Origin of the sequence: Exiguobacterium sp. MMG028, assembly GCF_027947425.1 — a bacterium.
Lineage (GTDB): Bacteria > Bacillota > Bacilli > Exiguobacteriales > Exiguobacteriaceae > Exiguobacterium > Exiguobacterium aestuarii_A.
In genome coordinates, this window is the sequence record NZ_JAQJIN010000003.1 from 255,513 (window position 1) to 276,328 (window position 20,816).

Below are 20,816 nucleotides of genomic sequence, written 5' to 3' on the forward strand. Positions count from 1 at the left end.
TCTTCTATAACATTCGACAGATCCCCCTTTCATTTCCTGCCCTCGAAACGGTAAAGTGGGAGAGAGGACGTGGAAAGGAAAGATGGGGATGATTGGATTACTTATTAGTATGGTCGGTGCCGTTAGTCTATGGTGGTTCGGAGCACCGCTTTGGAGCAGTATCTTACTACTCCTGTGTGGGATCGTGTGGTTCATCTGGAGAGCCCGGCTGTCGACAATCGACCGAATCGACCGAATGGATGGCCGAGAATTCGAACTGTTCTTAGAGGATGTGTTTACGGCGCTCGGATACACGGTCACCGTGACACCAGCCTCGCGTGACTTCGGGGCAGACTTGTTACTCGAGACACCCGATGGATGGTCGATTGCGGTACAAGCAAAACGGTATGAAAAGGTAGTCGGTCTTGAAGCGGTTCAACAAATCGCGGCTGCTGTTCCGTATTATCAGGCACATGAAGGATGGGTCGTGACGAACTCGACATTTACGGACAGTGCGTATGAATTGGCAGCGCCAAATCAAGTTCGTCTGATTGCAAGAATGGAGCTTGAAGAACTCTTAAAAGAAGCGGGATATAAGCGATAAGAATAGGCATGTTCACAAGTTCGACAGAATCCAAAATGATGTCGAAAAAAAGGGCTTGTCTTTTTCTTTAATCGATGCAATAATCATCTTCGTCATATGAAATATGTAGTAGTTGAAACGAGATAAAAACTACACAGAGAAACGATTGGGGTTTCAAGAAATGCCCGACCGTACACATACAAACAATCACGGTTGGAACGTGCTAGGAGGAAAAAGCGGTGCGCAAATTAATTTATGTAAAAGGTTGCGTCTTTACGCAAGGCGAGGCGACCATTTATGATGAGACAAATGATGCGATCGGATCTGTTCACCGCGACGCGGAAGGCAGTGTCCAAGTGCACAATTTGTCTGGACGACAGATCGCTCACGGGAAGTATATCCCGAACTGCCAAAAATGGGTCGTGATGAACCATGACGGACAGGCGATTGGTCAATTGAAAGACAAGTTCTCGTTATTCGGGAAAAAGTGTGAGTACAACGTCTATGAACGCGGACTCTTCACGATTCAATACGATGTGGAACGTCATAAGTTCAGCGTCCGTGACAAAGCAGGAAAACTTGTCGCGGAGCTACGGAAACAAGAGGACGACACGTTCTGCTTAACGAAAGAAGCAGATCAGTTATCGATGTTCGAACTCCTTTCTGTCTTAAAAACGTTAACGGTTAAATCGCGGATGCCGCTCGCAGCATCTGTCTCATAACGATGACGAGCACCGGTCCTTGACCGGTGTTTTTTGATGCAAAAAAACCGTTCCATCAAATGAAACGGTTCAAATACTGCTTGGCCTCGAGCTCGAGTGTCGTCACACGGTGTGCGTACAAACAGAGCTTTAGGACATGAATGATATTCGGATGTGTGTATTTCGTTTTTTCGAGAGAACGCTTGGCACGCGTATCGAGCAGGTCGATTGGACTCGTCGACTTGGCGTACTCCGCATACAGGCGATAAAAATCAATCGGACTGATGAAGTCGTCTTCGTCCCGGTCAGGGTTGTTGAAGATAAGTGCCAATAAGGAACTTGTCTCTTCAAGTGAGAAAAGGTGTTTCAAGTCATCAAGAAGGTAAATGATGGCTGCTTGATGCAAGGAATACTTTTTACCGATTCGTGGGACACCGATGATTTTACGAACTTCACGCTTCGTCCAGTTTTGAATCGTCGTCGCCGAGAGATGTTCTCCGGTCAATGCGTTCGCAAGGGCAACGATTTGATTGATGGACAAGCCGTTCTTTTCAATATGAAACAAGTGGATTTTTCGAAGCTCTTTTGGAAAATGTTCACGCACGTCTTCAGGGAAGAGGGCGATGGCTCGCTCGATTTCTCCGACCTGCATGAAGTGAAGGCAATCTGCCAAAGTTTGAATTGAAGTTGCGTCGCGCATACGGCCACCCTTTCTATCACCAACATCGTACGTTGGCTATACAGTCATTTGACCTCATTCTACCAAATGTTTGAAAAGTAAGCTAGGATGGGCACTGATTAAGGTATAATGACGGTATTATACACATCCTATACATAGAGGTGGTCAAGCAATGAATGAATGGATTAGTTCGATTCTTTCCATCGTGATTGTCCTTGTATTTCTCGTCGGTCTCGAACAAGTTGGAAAGCGTCTTGGATGGACAGACGAAACGATTCGAAAAAGTGTACATATCGCAGTCGGACATTGGTCGCTACTAGCGGTCTGGTTAATGGATTCCTGGTACGTCGCGGCAGTTCCGCTCATCTTCTTCACGTTCGCGAACGCGGTCTTATTATATAAAAGTCCATCACCGGTACATCAGACGGAACGAAAGTCTTTCGGAACGGTCTATTATCCAATCGCTTTACTCATCATTTTATACTTCTTCTTTGAGTCAGAACCGATTGCATTTTTAGCGGGATCACTCGTCCTCGCCTGGGGGGATGGAATGGCTGCATTGATTGGACGGAAGTATGGGACAATCATCTATGATTTGTACGGTCAAAAGCGTTCCTTCCAAGGAAGCGTCGCCATGTTCTTAAGCTCGTATGCGGTCTTATTTTTATTGTTTTTGTGGAATGATGTCGTCATGTGGCAAGTGGTAACATATGGATTTATCATTTCCATCATCGCCACGCTGACTGAAGCGATTTCATACCGAGATTGGGATAACTTTACAATTCCGATTGTAGTGGCTGTAGCGACATCGCTATTGTTATAAACTAATCATGACATTGTAAGAAAAACGTTGCTTGTCACGTCCGACAATCATTTGTATACTGTGTTTCGTACTGAAACCATTCAGTGACGTGCTCGGTACGAAGAAGATGTGATCGAGACACTTAAATAGAACGTAAAGGATTGAGTGAACGCATGAGCTTTTTAGAGCAACTCCAGAGTATTATTCCGGCCGAGCGCGTCCTCCAAGACGAGCCGCTGTCGGCACACACGTATACAAAACTAGGCGGGAAAGCAGATTACTTCGTCGCCCCACACACGTACGAAGAAGTCCAAGTCGTCTTAGAACTAGCCCATCAGGAAGCAATGCCGTTCATGATTCTCGGGTTTGGTTCAAACTTGATTGTCCGCGACGGGGGAATTCGCGGAGTCGTTTTAAACTTGAATGAACTGAATACGATTCGTCGCGAAGGGAACCGAATTGTGGCACAGGCTGGGGCAGCGATTATCGATGTCTCACGGCAAGCACTTGCGGAAGGCTTATCCGGTCTTGAGTTCGCTTGTGGGATCCCTGGAACGGTCGGTGGCGCCGTCTACATGAACGCGGGTGCATATGGGGGAGAAACGAAAGACGTCATCACGTCTGCAACAGTATTGACGTCGGACGGACAAGTGCTTCATTTGTCAAAAGACGAATTAGAACTCGATTACCGCACGAGCCGTGTATCAAAAGAAGGGTTCATCGTGTTAGAAGCGACGTTCGAGCTCGAACCGAAAAACTACGAATTGATCAAAGAAGTCATGGACGATTTGACGTATAAACGTGAGTCGAAGCAACCGCTCGAATATCCTTCGTGCGGAAGTGTCTTCAAACGTCCGCCAGGCTACTTTGCCGGCAAGTTGATTCAAGACTCTGGTCTTCAGGGCAAACGAATCGGAGGAGCTGAAGTATCGCTTAAGCACGCAGGATTCATCGTCAACATTGCGGAGGCGACAGCGACAGAATACATTTCGCTGATCCGTCACGTGCAAGCGACCGTTAAAGAGAAGTTCGAAGTGGAATTAGAACCGGAAGTGAAAATCATCGGGGAAGATATCGCTGTCGAAAACGCATAATGAGAAGAAGGGGCTGAGCGATTATGTTCAGTCCCTTCTTTTTTGTACGAAAAAGACGACGAGAACGGGCATCTCGTCGTCTTTTGATTACGCTTGTGTTTGTTTTGCAACTGCCTCATAGGCAGGGACGAACGGATACTCTAAATCACGAGCGACCGCTTCGTATGTGACCGTTCCATTGATGACGTTTAAGCCTTTGAGAAGGGCATCGTTTCCGAGGAGTGCTGGGAATACGCCTTTTTGTGCACATTCGATAATGTATGGCATCGTTGCGTTCGTAAGCCCCATTGTCGATGTGCGTGGCACGGCACCTGGCATGTTGGCGACGGCGTAATGTTGCACACCGTAACGTTCATACGTTGGCGCATCATGCGTTGTGATATGATCGATTGTCTCACAAATTCCACCTTGGTCAATGGCGACGTCAACGATGACCGATCCTGGTGACATGCGTTGTACCATTTCTTCAGTGACAAGTTTCGGTGCTTTTGCCCCAGGAATCAAAACGGCACCGATGACGAGATCACTCTCAGCTACTTGTTTGGCGATGTTGTATTTGTTCGAGATTAACGTGTTGATTGTGTTTCCGAACAAGTCGTCGATTTGACGAAGACGAGCCGGGCTGATGTCCATCAAGGTAACACTCGCACCGAGACCAATGGCGATACGCGCTGCATTCGTTCCGACGACACCGCCTCCGATGACCGTGACGTTCGCACGAGGTACGCCTGGGAGACCTGACATCAAGATTCCTTTTCCACCGTGCGGTTTTTCGAGAATCTGTGCCCCGATTTGAGCAGCCATCCGACCTGCGACTTCACTCATCGGTGTGAGAAGCGGTAACGTCCGGTCGACTTCTACCGTCTCATACGCGATGGCAGTGATGCCTGAATCGACGAGTGCTTTCGTTAATTCTGGCTCTGCCGCTAAGTGTAAATATGTGAAGAGCGTTAGATCAGGACGGAAGTATTGATATTCAGACGGTTGAGGCTCTTTTACTTTGAGCGCAAGCTCGACGCCTTCCCATACTTCTTTCGCCGTTTCAACGATTGTTGCACCGGCATCGATATATTCCATATTCGTGAAACCACTGCCGAAACCAGCATTCGTTTCGACGAAGACATCATGACCGAGTTCCGTTAACATAAATGCACCCATCGGTGTCAAAGCCACCCGATTTTCATTGTTTTTAATCTCTTTTAATACCCCGATTTTCATGGAACATTCCCCTTTCATTCCGTTGACACAAATTGTTCACACCCCTAGTATAGACCCATTCGAAAACGCTGTCTTTATCATAGATTCTAAAAACGAAGACGCTCACTTTGTGAAAAAACACAAAGCGAGCGTCTAGTCTTCTAATCGATATTGACCGGCTTTAATCGCCAAATAAATCATGGACCGTTCTGGTAAGGAAACTTGCGTGATATTCGTCAACTCTTCGATGCGTCGAATCCGATACAAGACGGTATTCGGATGGATATGAAGGTGGGCGGCGACCCGCTTTACGTTCCCATCGAAATAAAAATACCATTCGAGTGTCTTCACGAGTTCGGTCTGATGGGATGAATCATATTGTTGCAACCGTTCGACGGTCGGATGGGTTTCCAGTCGAAGTCCGATGCGACGTGCCAGTTCAGGGACGAGTTGATAAATCCCGATCTGTTCGAAGGCGCGAGAAGTCGCGAGCTCAAGAGGGAACTTACGACGAAGTGTTGTGACACGTCGTGCCTCTTCCGCTGCGGCGTACAGCATGTCACTTTCGAAAAAACGCCGACTGATTCCGAGTCGTGGCTCAGATTCAGTGAACTTGTCTTGAAGCAACTGTTCGAATCGTTCCGCCCAAGCGAGCAATTCCACTTCTTCATCGGAAAGTTCGGATTTCATGTAATGCCAGACGAGTAATTGCTGCCCATCGATGGCATGTAAGACCACTTCGATCGCTTCTTGGGTCGCGAGCACATAATGCAGACGTTCAGCGAGTTGTGGGGTGATCGGTTGAGCGCATTCAATAATCGTCAATCGACTGGCGACGGCGATAGGCGCGAGTTCGTTCAATCGTTCGCGATTGGCATCAGAGAGCGTCGGGGAAGCGAGGACATCTAACAAGAAACGTTCAAGTTCCGCGCTAATGCGTCGTTCGTGCATCGCGATGGTCATGAGCAACTTCTTGGCAATGGTCGCTCCTTCCTGCAAGATGGCTAATTCTTGAGTGGTGAACGGGTTCGTTCGAGCCAAGCTCCAAATATAACCGAGTACTTCGTCATGTTGCTTGATCACGATGGCCGCACGTTCGCCGAGCCCGACAGCGAGCCGTGCCGGAATGACGACAGGCTCATCTTGGTCGATGACTTCTCGTAAAATCCCACTTTCCCATAAATCTTCAATAACGGCCTCTGGAACACGACGACCGATGATCGTGGCAATCCTGGCCGGGTCGGTCGAATCGGGATGGGTGCTGTACGCCAGCAACTGGTGGTGGCGATTTTCAATCGTGATGGGTGCTCGAATCGCTTGACCGATTGCTTCGGCGAGTGTATCGAGAGACTCATAAGATTTCTGCAAAAAAGGCATGTCGATTCCTCCTCTCTCTGAGTATAACTTCTTCTTTGTGAAACTTCACAAAAAGAATCGAGAGTGTGAGAAATGACATACCTTTAGTGGATTACATCGGGAAAAACAATCCGACGACGAGACCGAGAAGCGCCCCGACGATGACTTGGAACGGCGTGTGCCCGACGAGTTCATTCAAAAGTGGAGTCTCGTGTTTAATCCCTTTGAAATAATCGTTCAATAGTCGGGCCTGAAAACCGACTGCTTGACGGACGCCGGTCGCATCGTACATGACGATGGTGGCGAAGACGACAGCGAGGGCAAACATACTCGAGTCGATGCCTTCCATCCGTCCGATTGCCGTTGCGAGCGCGACGACCGTGGACGAGTGTGAGCTTGGCATGCCGCCTGAAGCGAACATGATTTCAATTTCAAAATCCCTTGTTTTAATAAGTTCGGTAACGAGTTTGGCCGCTTGGGCGATAAACCAAGCAAGAATCGCAGCGAGTAAAGGTTCGTTAAACATGCATTCACTTCCTGTCTGACATAGTAACTTCACTATACCCGAAAGAGGCGCTGGCTAGACGTTAAGATTTCGTCAAAAAAAGGTATCACGGACGGCTTGTCCATGACACCTTTTGGTCGATTTTTGTTACCCGACTACTCCTTCAGTTTCCTGAAGTTTCTCTGCAATGTTGTCGATGATATAACGGTTGCGTGGGTGTTCTTGACACTCTTTCGAGCATGAACGCATTTGTTTCGGTTCACACTCTTCACAACAGAAATGCTGTGCATTGCACTCCGGGTTTGCACAATTAACGTAACGAACCGTCTCGGTTCCACAGTGCATACAGTGTGAAACAACAGTCGGGTTAACAGAGTTAACAGGAACGTTGATACGCTCGTCAAAGACGTAAAGCTCACCATCCCAGTTTTCACCTTTCGTCGCTTCGTCTTTTCCATACATTGCGACGCCACCTTTTAAGTGGAAGATGTTGTCGTGACCTTGGTCACGCATATATGCTGTAAATTTCTCGCAACGGACGCCACCAGTACAGTAAGTGAGAAGTGTTTTCCCTTCGTAGAGGTCCTTGTTCTCTTCGAGCCATTCTGGCATGTAACGTGAAGCCTCTACATCGATTTTGATCGCGTTTTTAAAGTGACCAAGTTCGTACTCGTAGTTGTTACGAACGTCGAGGATGACGACATCATCACGATTCATCATCTCTTTCCACTCTGCTGGTTCGAGGTATGCACCGTGTTGTTTCGGTACATCAAACTCACCATCAAAGCGCCACGTCACGAGCTCTTTCTTGTGACGGACAAAAATTTTCTTGAACGCATGCTCTTCGACTTCATCGATTTTGAACTCGATATCGCTGAAGAGTGGGTTTGCCTTCAAGTCGTTCATGTATTGCTCAGTTTGTTCCCAAGTACCAGAGCACGTCCCGTTGATTCCTTCGGAGGAAATCAAGATGCGTCCTTTGATGCCGAGGTCTTTACAATACTTCAAATGTTCTTGCGTGAGTGTTTCTGGGTCTTCGATGTTGACGTACTTATAGTACAGCAAGACCCGCATTGGTTTTGTTTCCATGTTGTGTTGCTCCCCTGTGTTCAGTTTTTTGCAGGAAAACGAACGTTGGGTTGTGTCGTTCGACGAATAGACTTGCCTGCAACCACAAGTCCATTATTATATGATAAATATCACGACGAATTTTCGCAAATGGTTTTTAATTTTTTTTGACGAATGCAGGGAGATGCGTCTTGCAAATCGAATTCGGGTAATAGAGTAGTAGTAACGAAAGTTGAAGGTGGAACGACTATGCTCACTTCTCTCCAACAGTACATCATCCAATTAATCGAATGGCTTCAAAGTTTGCCTGGCGGTCCTTGGGCCGGACTCGGTGCTCCATTTTTAGAAGCGATCTTTCCGTTTTTGCCACTCGTTTTAATCATTTCAGCGAATGCGGCAACATATGGTTTTTTGTTAGGGGTCCTTTTATCATGGATCGGGAACTTACTCGGAACGATTGTCGTCTTCGCGGCGGTCCGATATGTGTTTCGTAAACCGATGACGCGTTGGCTCGAAAAACATAAAGCGGCTGTCTATTGGTTAGAACGAATCAATCATATGAGTCCGATTTCACTCGGGTTCTTGTATTCACTCCCGTTCATCCCGGTCAGTTTGATCACCTATTTGCTGGCGCTCATTCAGATGCCGCTCCGTACGTTCATTTTGGCGGCGGGATTCGGAAAACTACTCGTCGTCGTCATTTTCTCGGTCATCGGGGATCAATGGGAAGAATTTATCCAAAGCCCGTTTCGTTTATCGATGCTCGGTCTGCTTTTGGTCGCGTTGTGGGCCATCAGTCGAGGACTAGAAGAAGTGCTCAAACGACGCGCTTTCAAGAAACGCAACGAGCAATTGAAACAAGAGATGGTCACTAAACGACAAACACCCCTTTGAATAAAGGGGTGTTTTCGCTTAAGACTGCTTTTTAAAACGCGGGAAATTGAATGCGATGGCAATCCCTCCACAAATAAAGAGGAGGAACGGATAAAACATGAACGGGACGAGGTCCGGCGAAGCGGTCTTCGTCAACTCTGCGGCGATGAGAAGTTGCGCTCCGTATGGGAGAATCCCTTGTACACCACATGAGAAGATATCGAGCACACTCGCTGATTTTTTCCGTTCGATGTCATATTCGTCCGCAATGTTCGCGGCGAGTGGTCCGGCTACGAGAATGGAAATCGTATTGTTCGCCGTCGCCACGTTCGTCGCACTGACGAGACCAGCGATACTCCACTCGGCACCGGCACGTTTTTGAATCCGTGACGTCAGCGCATCACGCAAATACGTGAGTCCACCGTTGTGCGAAATGAGTCCGACGAGGCCGCCCATGAGTAACGTCAAGAACGAGATTTCGGCCATACCGACCATACCATCGGCGATAGCGGTCACAAATGCTGTGACGGATAAGCTTCCGTCGAGAAGACCGATGATTCCGGTTAGCGTGATCCCGCCTAACAGGACGAGAATGACGTTCAGTCCTGTTAACGCCAGTCCGATGACCGCGAGATACGGAATCAGTTTGTACCATTCGAATGCGGCGACATCGACCGTCGATTCACCGTTTGACAAGACCGCGAGTAAAATCGTCGTGATGATGGCAGCTGGTAGCACGATCCAGAAGTTCGTCCGGAACTTATCACGCATGTTCGTCCGTTGTGTCCTTACGGCAGCGATGGTCGTGTCCGAGATGAATGAGAGATTGTCTCCGAACATGGCTCCGCCGACAACTGCCGCGGCAGCGATCGCGACGTTCACACCACTCTCTTCATGGATACCGAGGGCAATCGGCGCAAGTGCCGCAATCGTCCCGGTCGATGTGCCCATTGCCATTGAAATGAAAGCGGCAATGACGAATAGTCCACTTAAGAGAAGCGATGGGGGTAAGAGCGTCAACGCCGCGTTAACCGTCGCGTCGATGGCACCGATTGATTCAGCTACAGTTGAAAAGGCACCGGCCAGTAAGAAAATAAAAATCATAATGATGATTCCCGGATTTCCGGCACCTTGTGCGATGCGTTCCACGGTTTGTGTGGCGCTTCCTTTTGTCATGAACGCTGCAACCATCAATGCGATCATGGCTGCGACAAGGACTGGAAACTTATAAAAGTCCCCATAGTAGACACCCGCCCCGATGAAAAAGAGCAAGAAGACGAGTAACGGCAGAAGTGCCCACTTGTTTGCTGTTGGTTGTTCCAAAATAATCACCTCACTAAAAAATAAAAAGGACCTTTTTCTTGAGAAAAGGTCCTTCGTGTGAAATACCCTTTTCATCTTTCGAGCAATACGCCCGCTGGATTTGGCACAGGTTCCCCGCTGCCGAGACTTCATAGGGCCAGTCCCTCCGTCTCTCTCGATAAAAAGTTAAGCTATCCTATTATCAAACACGTTCCCTAACGTACCTGTTTCAAATCTAGTTGTCAACCTAAAAACTCCCCAATTCGATGTGAGAAAGGGGAGTTTACGTCGTTAAATTGTTGAAGTGCGCCACACGGTTACGTCCTGCATATTTTCCACCAACATACAGGGCACGGTCCGCGTTTCGAATCGTGTCGTCGAGACGCTTGTTTCCGAACGCTTCGATTGTGTCGACACCAATGGACGCGGTGACAGAAATTTCATGGTGGTCGACAAGAAACGGTTTCGCTTCGATTTGATGGCGAATCCGCTCTGTGATTTCGATTGCTTGGTTCATGTCACAATGATTGAGCAATAAAATAAATTCTTCGCCGCCATAACGTGCAGCAAAGTCATCGGGACGAAGCACCTGACGGATTCGTCGTCCGAACTCTTGTAACACATGGTCCCCGACCTGATGACCGTACGTATCGTTAATCTTTTTGAAAAAATCAATATCGAGCATGGCAACCGAGATGGGATACATCGACATATCGGATATTTGTTGAATGCCATATTCATAAAATGCACGTGCATTGGCGAGAAGCGTTAAACTGTCCGTCCGACTCTCGGTATAGAGGCGGTCCCGTTCGTGACAACGGCTAATGGTCCGGTTGAACGATTTTAACAATTTGATGATCTCGTGCTGAATAATCTTCGGATAACCGTATACAGGTTCTCCTGTCATGACAATCCATGTACGAATCTCTTCAATTTCCTCCGAACGAATAGAAACGAAGCTGTGGTAATCGTCATGGAAAGCATCGGAAAGAGAAGTATCCCATTCAAAGCGCATCTCATAATCGAGGACTTGCTCGATTGGCTGACTCATCTCAAGCAAGGTGAAGACGATAGGGCGATCGATGGGTTGTCGCGTCTTCAAATCAAAGTAGAGGGTGCGTTCAAACAATTTAAACTCGACATACCCTTCATCATAATGATTCAGCTGTTCGCATTGACTTAAAAACACTTCGATGGCTTGCGCCTCGCTCTGTGATAAGGAAACGGCCTCTTTCGCTTCATCGTATTGCTCAATCAAGGATTTAAATGCATCTTGTCGCTCTTTTTGAATGAGGAGACGTTTAATGAAGAATGTTAACGCAGCGGCGATGCTACTGACGACGAGTAAGTTCGTCTCTCGGAAAAACGCTGCCGCTAAGATGAAAATCAAACTGACGACGTACGTGTAGAAGGCGATCTTCATAAAATCGCTCAATGCGATGTCGACGCGGAACCACCATCTCACCTGATATTTTTGGAACACCGTGTTTAAGAAGATGGCAAGGAACAATCCAGCAAGCGGCACGAGCGAATCTTGCGAATAAAAGTCGAGACCGGTCTCCCCACCTAGGGCGAGATAGACAGCTGCCGGGATGACAATCTCTAAGTATGCCGTAATAGCATTCCACGGATACGTGAAGCGGAAGCGACGGATGGCGACTTTCGGTTTCAAGTTGGCGAATTGAAAGACGAACAACCCGATTTGGTTGACGATGAGTGCTGTTTCAAATCCAAAGAATAAAAATAAGATTAAAACGATACTTTCAGAAAATGTGAAGTACACACCTTTGACTTCGATCGAGTCGAGTTGAAAAATGATGACAAGCAACGAAATTAAAATAAACGACAACGAATCGATTGTTGGGGCGTGTAGGATATCCAATGCAAATAATGCGATGGTGAAGATGAATAAGGCACTCCATATACTCCAACCGAGCACGGACATCTTACGAAAGTGGTTCATGCGTTCCCTCCTAGCATGGGACATTTCAAGATCTAATAGTAAAGATTCGTCACGATTTCGTGTGAGTCCTGCTTCTGTTCCATGATGCTTGAATTCTAGCATTGAGTATACACGGAATATCCTCTATAATGAAATTGCTTTTCAACCGCATAGACGAATGTCGATGAAAAAGAGAGTAACGATGGTTTAGTCAACAAAGCGACCTGGGGATTGGTGAGAGCCCAGGCTGACAAACGTCGCGAAACGCACTTTTGAGATGCTATCCGAAACGAGAGTAGGCATAGCCGGAGGGAACCGTTATCACCATAAAGCGGTCTGCATCATGCAGGCAAGAAGAGTGGTACCGCGGGAATTCCCGTCTCTTTGCATCTATGCAAAGGGCGTTTTTTTTATGAGTTGTGATACGAAGAAGGAGGACATACAAATGAGTTATGAACGCAAGTACGCAGAAGCGTTATCACGTGTCATCGGAGACGAGCTCACGATTGACCAGATTGAAGCATTGATTGAGAAGCCAAAACACGAGGCGCACGGTGACCTCGCGTTCCCATGTTTCCAATTGGCGAAAGCTTACCGTAAAGCACCTGTCATGATCGCGACAGACATTGCGAATGACTTGAATGATGAATTGTTCACAAAAGTCGAGGCAGCGGGACCTTACGTCAACGTCTTCTTGAGCCGTGACGTCGTGTCAAAAGAAATCATCAACACGGTGCTCGAGGAGAAGTCAGAGTACGCGACACATGCAACACGCAATGAAACGATTGTGACGGACTTCTCGTCACCAAACATTGCGAAGCCGTTCTCGATGGGTCACTTACGTTCGACGGTGATTGGGAATGCGATCAACCAAATCGCACGTAAAAACGGATATGACGTCGTTGGCGTCAACCACCTTGGAGACTGGGGCACTCAGTTTGGGAAATTGATGGTCGCCTACAAGAAGTGGGGCGATGAGGAAGCGGTACGTGCCAATCCGATCGCAGAACTCTTGAAATTATATGTTCATTTCCATGAAGAAGTGAAGACACAACCAGAACTCGAAGACGAAGGTCGCGCGTGGTTCAAGAAGCTTGAAGACGGCGATGCGGAAGCGACAGAGCTTTGGCAATGGTTCCGTGACGAGTCACTCAAGGAGTTCCAAAAAGTATACGACCTCCTCGGTGTGAAATTTGAGAGCTTCAATGGTGAGGCGTTCTACAATGATAAGATGGGACGCGTCGTCGCGATGCTCGAAGAAAAAAACCTCTTAGTCGAAAGTGAGGGCGCCATGGTCGTCTCGCTCGAAGAAGAGAACTTACCACCATGCCTAATCAAGAAGAAAGATGGCGCGACATTGTACGCGACACGCGACTTGGCAGCAGCGATCTATCGCTATGAGACGTACAACTTCGTGCAAGCGAACTATGTCGTCGGTGGTGAACAGGCGCTTCACTTCAAACAACTCTTCTCGGTTCTTCGTAAGCTCGGCTACGACTTCGTCGATGGCATGCATCACGTACCGTTCGGCTTGATCTTGCAAGAAGGGAAGAAGATGTCGACACGCAAAGGGCGCATCGTTCTTCTTGAGGAAGTGTTGAAAGAAGCAATCGAAAAAGCACAAGCGAACATCGAACAGAAGAATCCGGACCTTGCGAACGCAGAAGACGTCGCACGCATGGTCGGTGTCGGAGCGGTCGTCTTCCACGACTTGAAGAACGAACGCATCAACAACATCGAATTCGATCTCGATAGCATGCTCAAGTTCGAAGGGGAGACAGGACCTTACGTCCAATACACGAACGCTCGTGCGAATTCACTCCTCCGTAAAGGGAACTATGATGGCTCGCCGTTTACTGGTGCAGACGATGACTACTCGTGGGGTGTCGTCACGATGCTCAACGCGTTCCCACACGTCATCACGCGTGCGCATGAACGTCGCGAACCATCCATCATCAGCCGTTATGTACTTGACCTCGCGCAAGCGTTCAACAAGTATTACGGTCATGTCCGCGTCTTAGAAGAAGATGCAGGCAAACAATCGCGTCTCGCGCTTGTGAAGGCAGTGACGCTCGTATTGACGGAAGGACTCCGTTTACTCGGTGTCGAAGCTCCGGAAGAAATGTAAGACAGACGAAAGGACCTCAAAAAAATTGAGGTCCTTTTCCTATGCTTACACTTTCATCCGCGTCACTGTTCGGGCTTCCGTGTCATAGAGACACCATTCCCGGTCGAAGATGACGGCACCGACATTGATGACATATCGCTTTTTCTTCAAATGGAACGGTGTCCCGATTTCCCACGGCAAGGATCTTCCTTTCCGGTAAATCCCCGGGATGTGACTATGTCCGATGAAGACGAGTGGATATTTCCCTTTCTCGACAATCGGTTCCCAGTCCTCGTTCCACTTGACTTGATGCCCATGTAAAAAGCGTGCTTCTCCAAGAGTCGTCTGTTCCGGTAATAAGGAAATCCGTGTTTTCACGGGATGGTCGATGACGAGCACCTCGTCGATTCGCTCCTCCTGATTACCACGTAAACTCGGGAACGTCAGCAATGCTTCGTAATTCGGATCATACGTCACGACGTCTTCCACATGATGAAATCGCTCGTGACGTCGTTTTTTCCCGATGTGGCATTCATACAGGTCTCCGAGACAGAGAATGTGCTCGGTTTCACGCCGAACATCATCGAGAACGGCTTTCAAATCATCAAACGAACCGTGTGGGTCACTGATGATCGCGAGTTTCATCGGAAGTTCGTGAATTGGGCGTCGACGGACAACTCGAGCTCGCGAACGAGTTGCATGACGGCTTGAAGATCGTCACGCGATTTCCCCGTCACTCGGATTTGATCGTCTTGAATTTGCGATTTGACTTTAAGTTTTGATTCCTTGATGGCGTTGTTGATTTTTTTCGCGTCATCTTTGTCAATCCCGCTCTTCAATTTCACACGTTGGCGAACCGTGCCGCCGAGTGCGTTCTCTACTTTTTGATAGTCGAGGTTTTTTGTCGGGACGCCGCGCTTGATCAACTTCGTGATTAAGACGTCTTTCAATTGCTCGAGTTTGTAGTCGTCATCCGAGATGAGGACGAGGTCGCCGTTGTCGAGCGACATCTCACTTTTTGATCCTTTAAAGTCGTAACGGTTCAAAATTTCCTTCTCCGCGATTTGAATCGCGTTCTTCACTTCTTCAAGATTCATTTCGGACACGATATCGAAAGAATTGTCTTTTGCCATGTTTCATCCATCCTTTGTGTGGTTTTGTTATAATGATAGCAGATTTGAAGCAGTGAAGGAGTGAAGAGATGGAACGTACAATGGATCAACATACACAAGCAGACTTAGATCACGTTGCCTATCACGGGAAAGACCTTGGGGTGACGTTTAAAGGGGAACAGATTCGACTACGTGTCTGGTCTCCGGTAGCGGAACAGATGTCGGTCAAGTTATATCGCACAGCCCGTGCCCGCAAGTTTGATCGACTCGAACTCGAACCGGCTGAGAAGGGGACGTGGGTCATTGAACTCGACCGCGCCTTGTTCGAAGGTCAATTTTATGTATTTGAAGCAATGATTGATGGGAAGAAAGTGGAATCACTTGATCCTTATGCAAAAGTCGTCGGAGTGAATGGGAAGCGTGGATGTTTGCTTGACCCGGCATCCTTGAACCCGGACCATTGGATCAAAGAACGTCCGCTATTCAATTCTTCACAAGAAGCGGTCATCTATGAAGCGCACGTACGTGATTTGACGAGTCATCCGGAGAGCGGGGCCATGCATCGTGGGAAGTTCTTGGGGATGACCGAGACGGGCACGACGACCACGAGCGGTTACCCGACCGGACTCGATTACATCACATCGCTCGGTATCACACATCTTCAATTGATGCCATTCTTTGACTACGGCTCGGTGAATGAGTCACGTGAAGGGGAAGATAACTATAACTGGGGATATGACCCGGTGCATTACTTTGCGGTCGAAGGATCATACGCCTCGTCAGCAGACGATCCGGCGACACGAATTATTGAACTGAAAGCGATGATTCAAGCCCTCCACGATCGAGGCATCCGTGTCATCATGGACGTCGTCTTCAACCATACGTACGATGCGTTGACGACACCGCTCGGTCAATTCGTCCCTGATTATTACTATCGACTAAATGAGGACGGAACACTCGCAGACGGTTCGGCATGTGGGAATGACACGGCATCTGAACGCGCGATGATGCGTAAGCTCATGGTCGAGTGTGTCACATATTGGGCGAAGGAATTCATGATCGACGGATTCCGTTTCGACTTGATGGGATTACATGATGTGAAGACGATGAATCAAATTCGGAAGGCGCTTGATCGCGTCGACCCGTCCATTCTGGTCATCGGAGAAGGTTGGGATTTAGATACGCCACTCCCGGTCCGTAAAAAAGCGAATCAACACAATGCGCATAAGATGCCACGAATCGCGCAATTTAATGATGGGATTCGAGACGGTGTTCGTGGAGACGTGTTCATCGAAGACTTACCAGGCTGGGTGAGCGGCAATACAGACATGACGGCTGACGTGAAACGAGGAATCGCTGGCGGGATTACGAGCCAAAGTTTTGCCGATGAACCGAACCAGGTCGTCAACTATGTCGAATGTCACGATAACTTGACGCTTTGGGACAAGTTGTCCGTGACAAATCCAGATGATGATGAGACGACGCGTCGTCGCCGTCATCGCTTGGCGACATCCATCGTACTTCTTGGACAAGGGATTCCGTTCCTCCATAGTGGGCAAGAGTTCTTCCGGACAAAGGATGGAGACGAAAACAGCTTTAACTCAGGTGAGGTCGTCAACCGTGTCGACTGGACACGTGCAGAACAAGAAGCGCCGAGTGTGGAATATGTGAAAGGTCTCTTGCGCCTGCGGAAACAGTATCCGCTCTTCCGACTCGAGAACACGGAACAGATTCGAAAACACTTACGCTTCTTCGATGAAGAAGAAGGCGTGATCGCATTCGAGTTGAGCCGCCACGTCGAAGGGTATGTAGAACGACATGTCGTGTATCATAACGCGTTAGAGGAAGCGGTCGAGATTAAACTTCCGTCCGGTAAGTTTGAAGTAAACGTGGAAGACCATACCGTCAATCTGACGGCGCCGCGTCAAATTGAAGACCGTCATCTGACAGTCGCACCACTATCGACACTCGTGGTGACAGAGCGTCGTCCGGACTACAGCAAATACGCTGTTGCCGGAGGTGCCGCACTCGCCGTGCTCGGTGGTCTCTGGTACGTATCGAAAAAACGAAAACGTAAAGAACAGTAATCAAAAAAGGAGACGTTAATCCGTCTCCTTTGGTGTGTCTTCCTCTGTTTGAGATGCCTCGAGTTGCATCATTTTTTGAACGAGAATATGCTTCGGCATATGCATCAATTCTTCGAGCGGGACGTTCAACTTTTTCGCAAGCTCAACCGCGGTCTCTGGTGATAATTGTAATGGGCGCATCGGTATACTCCTTTCTGAACCATTCATCTATACCGACAGTATACAGGAAAATCGAAAATGTGTTGAACGAACACATTCAAAATCGAATTTCGCTTCGGTCGTTGCTAAGCTGAAATTAGGAAGTGATCAAATGTACAAACAAACAGCAGACTTTCAATTTCATCAAACGATCGAATGGTTAGAACGTGTCGGTGAAGGTTGGATGTTGTACTTGGCGCAAACCGGATTTTTGTTCTTTGACGAGTCGTCCCAAATTCGCTGGGAGATTGACTGGGCTTGGACACCGTGCGCCCTATATGTGGAACCGAATGCGACGCGTGCCGTGGCATGGTTCCGAGAAAAAGGACTTTACGGAGTCATTGATTTACAAAAAGGACAGATGGAGACGCATGCGATTCCACAACGTTTTAACGGTGACTGGTTTAGCAATTTGCACTATTGGCAAGGCGATGACATCTTCTTATATTCAGCCGAATCGGATGTCGTGGCTTTGAATCTCCACGATCATACGTTTCGATATAGTCGCTACGAAGAAGTTCCGCTCTTTGGGAACATCATCGAGCTGGCATATCAAGGGACGTATGATTTTGAACGATTCACACCTGAAACATGTGTGACCTTATTTGATGAAAACACGCATCACTTTTTAGTGGAGAATGTGAAAACGAATGAGAACTGGCGTATTCCGTATAAAGGGGACCGTGATACGGTCATCCTCGATCAAGTCGGCGAAACGACGGCAATCACTTCGACCGAAGCGTTCCAACTGTTTCGTCGAGAAGAAGAACTGTTTTGTTCGACGGTGTGCGCGGACAACCAATTGCTGAAGGTCATGCTGTTAGATGACCGAGGAGATCGACTCGTTGTTCTATCCGCACCACCACGATTTTGCCATAGTTGGCTTCAAGTCTTTGAACGACAAGAATCCTGAACCCGAAACAGGTTCAGGAATTTTTTGTGAAGTGATGATGAATGAAGAGAGAAACGGGAAGTAGATGGTTAGACAGGGAGGAGTGACGAGGATGGAATGGTTAGGTAGGCAGTTGGTTCGCTTTCGATATGGAGTACTACTCATTTGGACGATTTTACTCGCAGGGTCGGTCTATTTTGGGCTGCAGCTCCCGGGTGAGTTGAGAGGAAACGGCTTCGCGATTCAAGACGGGCGATTCCAACAAGTAGAAGATACGTTGAATGAACGGTTCGACCGTGCCGGTGCCTCGATGATCGTCTTGTTTGAAGGCGGAGAAATAGAAACGGTCATGGACGAACAACAGCAACGGTTCGAGGCAATTCGGTCGATTGATGGTGTCATTACGCCGTCCGAGAATCCAGATGCTCGTTCAGGGGATGTCTCGTACTTCGTGCTTGAATTTGAAGACTATGAAGCAGCCGAATCTTCGATTGATGCCGTTCGTGACGCCCTCATCACAGACACGGATACAGAAGTGCGGTTGACCGGAGAACCGGTATTTGCAGACGACTTGAACGAGGCGTCGAAAAATGACTTGATTCGGGCGGAGTTGATTGGGATTCCGGTTGCTCTCATCGTTTTGTTACTTGTTTTCGGAACGCCGCTCGCGGCACTCATGCCGTTGCTCGTCGGACTCATCACGTTCATCGTAGCGGCAGGGTCTCTATTCTTTTTTGCGCAAAACATGGAATTATCCATATTCGTCTTGAACGCCGTGGCGATGATCGCCATTGCGCTCGGGATTGATTTCTCATTACTACTCGTCAATCGGTATCGTGAAGAGTTGACGCGTGGACAATCGAGAGAAGAAGCCATCGTCCGGACGGTGGCGACGGCAGGACGCTCGATTCTCTTTTCTGGACTATGCGTATTCGTCGGATTGGCCGGTCTACTCTTTATCCAGGTCGATGTCTTCCAGGCAGTCGCGCTCGGTGCGCTCATTGCCGTCGCGGGGGCTGTTTTGTCCGCACTGACACTCTTGCCGTCATCTCTTTACTTAGTAGGGGACGCTTTGAATAAAGGGCGGATCATCAAGTCTGACGAAACGAAGTCAGAAAAACGCTGGCAAAAGCTTGCCCGCTTCGTTATGAAGCGGCCTGTAACGATGACGCTCATTGCGTTATTGTTACTGTTACCGAGTCTTTGGTTCGTTCGTGACTTAGAGCTAAATATTCCGGACGCAGATGCGCTCCCGACTTCGTATGAATCACGGGCGGCACTTGAACGATTTGACGATGTGTTCGGGGAAAACTCAACCGATGCGGTCATTTTGTTCGAAGCGAATGATTTGACGGACCCGATGATTTTAGAAGAACTGACAACGCTCACAGACGAGTTAAACGAAGTAGGGATTGTCGATAATGTCTCGACCTTTTTGACGACGTCCGGTTTGACGCCTGAAGCGTTCACGCAACTCGTGGAGGCGGCCCCGGAACAACTCGCTCCGCTTGAACGGCTCGTCACGCTTGATGGAAATACGGATCTCGCCCTCGTCAACGTGAGTTTCGATGTACCACCGAGTGACAAGGAAGCACAGGCATTTGTCCGCGATTGGCGAGATCAAGGATTTGAGGTCGGTGGACCGGCTGCTTTTAACGAAGAGATTTATGATGAGATTTACGACAGCATCCCATATGCAGTGATCACCGTCATTTTGGCGACGTTCTTCATCCTCATGTGGGCATTCCGATCCATCTTGATTCCAATCAAAGCCATTCTCATGAATGTACTCGGTCTCGGAGCAACGTTCGGCTTACTCGTCATCATCTTCGAATCCGGTTATGTATATGACGCGGAGACCATCAGTATTTTGACACCGGTCTTCATCTTCTCACTCGTCTTCGGATTGTCGATGGACTATGAGGTGTTTCTCGTTTCACGAATCGAGGAATACTACCGAGAGACAGGTGACAACGACTATGCGACAGAGATGGGACTGGCGAAAACGAGTAAGATCATTACCTCGGCTGCCATCATCATGATTGTCGTGACCGGTGCGTTTGCCTTTACGGGTGTCAGCCCGATTAAACAGCTCGGTGTCGGGATTGCCCTCGCCATCTTTATCGATGCGACCATCATCCGGATCCTGCTCGTTCCATCCCTTATGAAACTGTTTGGGGATTGGAACTGGTGGTGGTTTGGTAAGAAAGATTTACCGAAACGTAACATGCACTAAAGGTAAAATTCATGAACTGAATCAAAATGTGTGGTAAACTACGTACAAGATTACGCGCAATTTGAGAAAGGAAGGTCTTTATGGATACCGAGAGGACGTGGCC

At 48.2% G+C, this 20,816-nt stretch carries 19 protein-coding genes, 1 riboswitch and 1 other annotated feature; of the genes, 9 read left to right on the forward strand and 10 right to left on the reverse strand.

Annotated features, from left to right (window positions below; genetic code table 11):
• The first annotated feature begins 88 nt into the window (after window positions 1–88).
• Together PJK55_RS11930 and PJK55_RS11935 are read left to right on the forward strand one after the other, a co-directional pair.
• Window positions 89–583 (forward strand): restriction endonuclease, encoded by a 495-nt coding sequence (locus PJK55_RS11930; protein ID WP_271305950.1) that lies wholly within the window; start codon window positions 89–91, stop codon window positions 581–583.
• Between the two features lie 218 nt (window positions 584–801).
• On the forward strand, window positions 802–1,284 hold the full coding sequence (locus PJK55_RS11935) for a hypothetical protein (protein WP_015880506.1): 483 nt from the start codon (window positions 802–804) through the stop codon (window positions 1,282–1,284).
• A gap of 55 nt (window positions 1,285–1,339) precedes the next feature.
• Here PJK55_RS11935 and PJK55_RS11940 read toward each other — a convergent pair whose 3' ends face one another.
• On the reverse strand, window positions 1,340–1,963 hold the full coding sequence (locus PJK55_RS11940) for a DUF1836 domain-containing protein (RefSeq protein WP_271305951.1): 624 nt from the start codon (window positions 1,961–1,963) through the stop codon (window positions 1,340–1,342).
• 151 nt (window positions 1,964–2,114) lie between these two features.
• On the opposite strand from PJK55_RS11940, the gene PJK55_RS11945 reads away from it, so the two are divergent.
• Window positions 2,115–2,765 (forward strand): diacylglycerol/polyprenol kinase family protein, encoded by a 651-nt coding sequence (locus tag PJK55_RS11945; protein WP_214785613.1) that lies wholly within the window; start codon window positions 2,115–2,117, stop codon window positions 2,763–2,765.
• 152 nt (window positions 2,766–2,917) lie between these two features.
• Complete coding sequence (gene murB / locus PJK55_RS11950) at window positions 2,918–3,838, forward strand: UDP-N-acetylmuramate dehydrogenase (protein ID WP_271305987.1); 921 nt, start codon at window positions 2,918–2,920, stop codon at window positions 3,836–3,838.
• 87 nt (window positions 3,839–3,925) lie between these two features.
• On the opposite strand, the gene ald is transcribed toward murB, so the two are convergent.
• The 4 genes from ald to trhO form a co-directional block, all read right to left on the reverse strand.
• The gene (gene ald / locus PJK55_RS11955) at window positions 3,926–5,056 is read right to left on the reverse strand and encodes an alanine dehydrogenase (protein ID WP_271305952.1); all 1,131 of its coding nucleotides are present in this window, start codon (window positions 5,054–5,056) and stop codon (window positions 3,926–3,928) included.
• 132 nt (window positions 5,057–5,188) lie between these two features.
• A complete protein-coding gene (locus PJK55_RS11960; protein ID WP_214876352.1) occupies window positions 5,189–6,412 on the reverse strand; it encodes a PucR family transcriptional regulator in 1,224 nt (407 codons plus the stop codon).
• Between the two features lie 91 nt (window positions 6,413–6,503).
• Window positions 6,504–6,917 carry a divergent PAP2 family protein gene (locus tag PJK55_RS11965; protein ID WP_074034273.1) on the reverse strand — a complete coding sequence of 138 codons (414 nt, stop codon included), beginning with the start codon at window positions 6,915–6,917 and terminating at the stop codon, window positions 6,504–6,506.
• A 126-nt stretch (window positions 6,918–7,043) separates the two neighbouring features.
• A complete protein-coding gene (trhO, locus tag PJK55_RS11970; RefSeq protein ID WP_271305953.1) occupies window positions 7,044–7,985 on the reverse strand; it encodes an oxygen-dependent tRNA uridine(34) hydroxylase TrhO in 942 nt (313 codons plus the stop codon).
• Between the two features lie 228 nt (window positions 7,986–8,213).
• On the opposite strand from trhO, the gene PJK55_RS11975 reads away from it, so the two are divergent.
• On the forward strand, window positions 8,214–8,858 hold the full coding sequence (locus PJK55_RS11975; protein WP_214785617.1) for a TVP38/TMEM64 family protein: 645 nt from the start codon (window positions 8,214–8,216) through the stop codon (window positions 8,856–8,858).
• Between the two features lie 18 nt (window positions 8,859–8,876).
• On the opposite strand, the gene PJK55_RS11980 is transcribed toward PJK55_RS11975, so the two are convergent.
• Both PJK55_RS11980 and PJK55_RS11985 read right to left on the reverse strand, forming a co-directional pair.
• Window positions 8,877–10,235, reverse strand: a complete 1,359-nt coding sequence (locus PJK55_RS11980) for a Na+/H+ antiporter NhaC family protein (protein ID WP_271305954.1) — start codon at window positions 10,233–10,235, stop codon at window positions 8,877–8,879.
• A riboswitch (SAM riboswitch) is annotated at window positions 10,229–10,324 on the reverse strand. It overlaps the preceding gene by 7 nt.
• Window positions 10,325–10,422: 98 nt before the next feature.
• Window positions 10,423–12,102: a GGDEF domain-containing protein gene (locus tag PJK55_RS11985; protein ID WP_271305955.1), complete on the reverse strand. Its 1,680-nt coding sequence runs from the start codon at window positions 12,100–12,102 to the stop codon at window positions 10,423–10,425.
• Between the two features lie 154 nt (window positions 12,103–12,256).
• Window positions 12,257–12,468: a binding site (T-box leader), on the forward strand.
• A 58-nt stretch (window positions 12,469–12,526) separates the two neighbouring features.
• Between PJK55_RS11985 and argS the strand changes: the two genes are divergently transcribed.
• Window positions 12,527–14,209 carry an arginine--tRNA ligase gene (argS, locus tag PJK55_RS11990; RefSeq protein WP_271305956.1) on the forward strand — a complete coding sequence of 561 codons (1,683 nt, stop codon included), beginning with the start codon at window positions 12,527–12,529 and terminating at the stop codon, window positions 14,207–14,209.
• 45 nt (window positions 14,210–14,254) lie between these two features.
• On the opposite strand, the gene PJK55_RS11995 is transcribed toward argS, so the two are convergent.
• Both PJK55_RS11995 and PJK55_RS12000 read right to left on the reverse strand, forming a co-directional pair.
• Entirely contained in the window at window positions 14,255–14,833 is a 579-nt protein-coding gene (locus PJK55_RS11995; RefSeq protein ID WP_214876359.1) for a metallophosphoesterase family protein, read from the reverse strand.
• On the reverse strand, window positions 14,830–15,321 hold the full coding sequence (locus PJK55_RS12000) for a YajQ family cyclic di-GMP-binding protein (RefSeq protein WP_015880519.1): 492 nt from the start codon (window positions 15,319–15,321) through the stop codon (window positions 14,830–14,832). The genes PJK55_RS11995 and PJK55_RS12000 overlap by 4 nt, the downstream gene beginning before the upstream one ends.
• 68 nt (window positions 15,322–15,389) lie before the next feature.
• On the opposite strand from PJK55_RS12000, the gene pulA reads away from it, so the two are divergent.
• Window positions 15,390–17,387, forward strand: a complete 1,998-nt coding sequence (gene pulA, locus PJK55_RS12005; RefSeq protein ID WP_271305957.1) for a type I pullulanase — start codon at window positions 15,390–15,392, stop codon at window positions 17,385–17,387.
• 15 nt (window positions 17,388–17,402) lie between these two features.
• Here the strand turns inward: pulA and PJK55_RS12010 are convergent, their stop codons facing one another.
• Complete coding sequence (locus tag PJK55_RS12010; RefSeq protein ID WP_074034904.1) at window positions 17,403–17,567, reverse strand: YycC family protein; 165 nt, start codon at window positions 17,565–17,567, stop codon at window positions 17,403–17,405.
• Between the two features lie 130 nt (window positions 17,568–17,697).
• Here PJK55_RS12010 and PJK55_RS12015 point away from each other — a divergent pair, with 130 nt between their 5' ends.
• Both PJK55_RS12015 and PJK55_RS12020 read left to right on the forward strand, forming a co-directional pair.
• Entirely contained in the window at window positions 17,698–18,498 is an 801-nt protein-coding gene (locus tag PJK55_RS12015; RefSeq protein ID WP_224862875.1) for a hypothetical protein, read from the forward strand.
• Between the two features lie 91 nt (window positions 18,499–18,589).
• On the forward strand, window positions 18,590–20,713 hold the full coding sequence (locus PJK55_RS12020; RefSeq protein ID WP_271305958.1) for an MMPL family transporter: 2,124 nt from the start codon (window positions 18,590–18,592) through the stop codon (window positions 20,711–20,713).
• Window positions 20,714–20,816 lie beyond the last annotated feature (103 nt).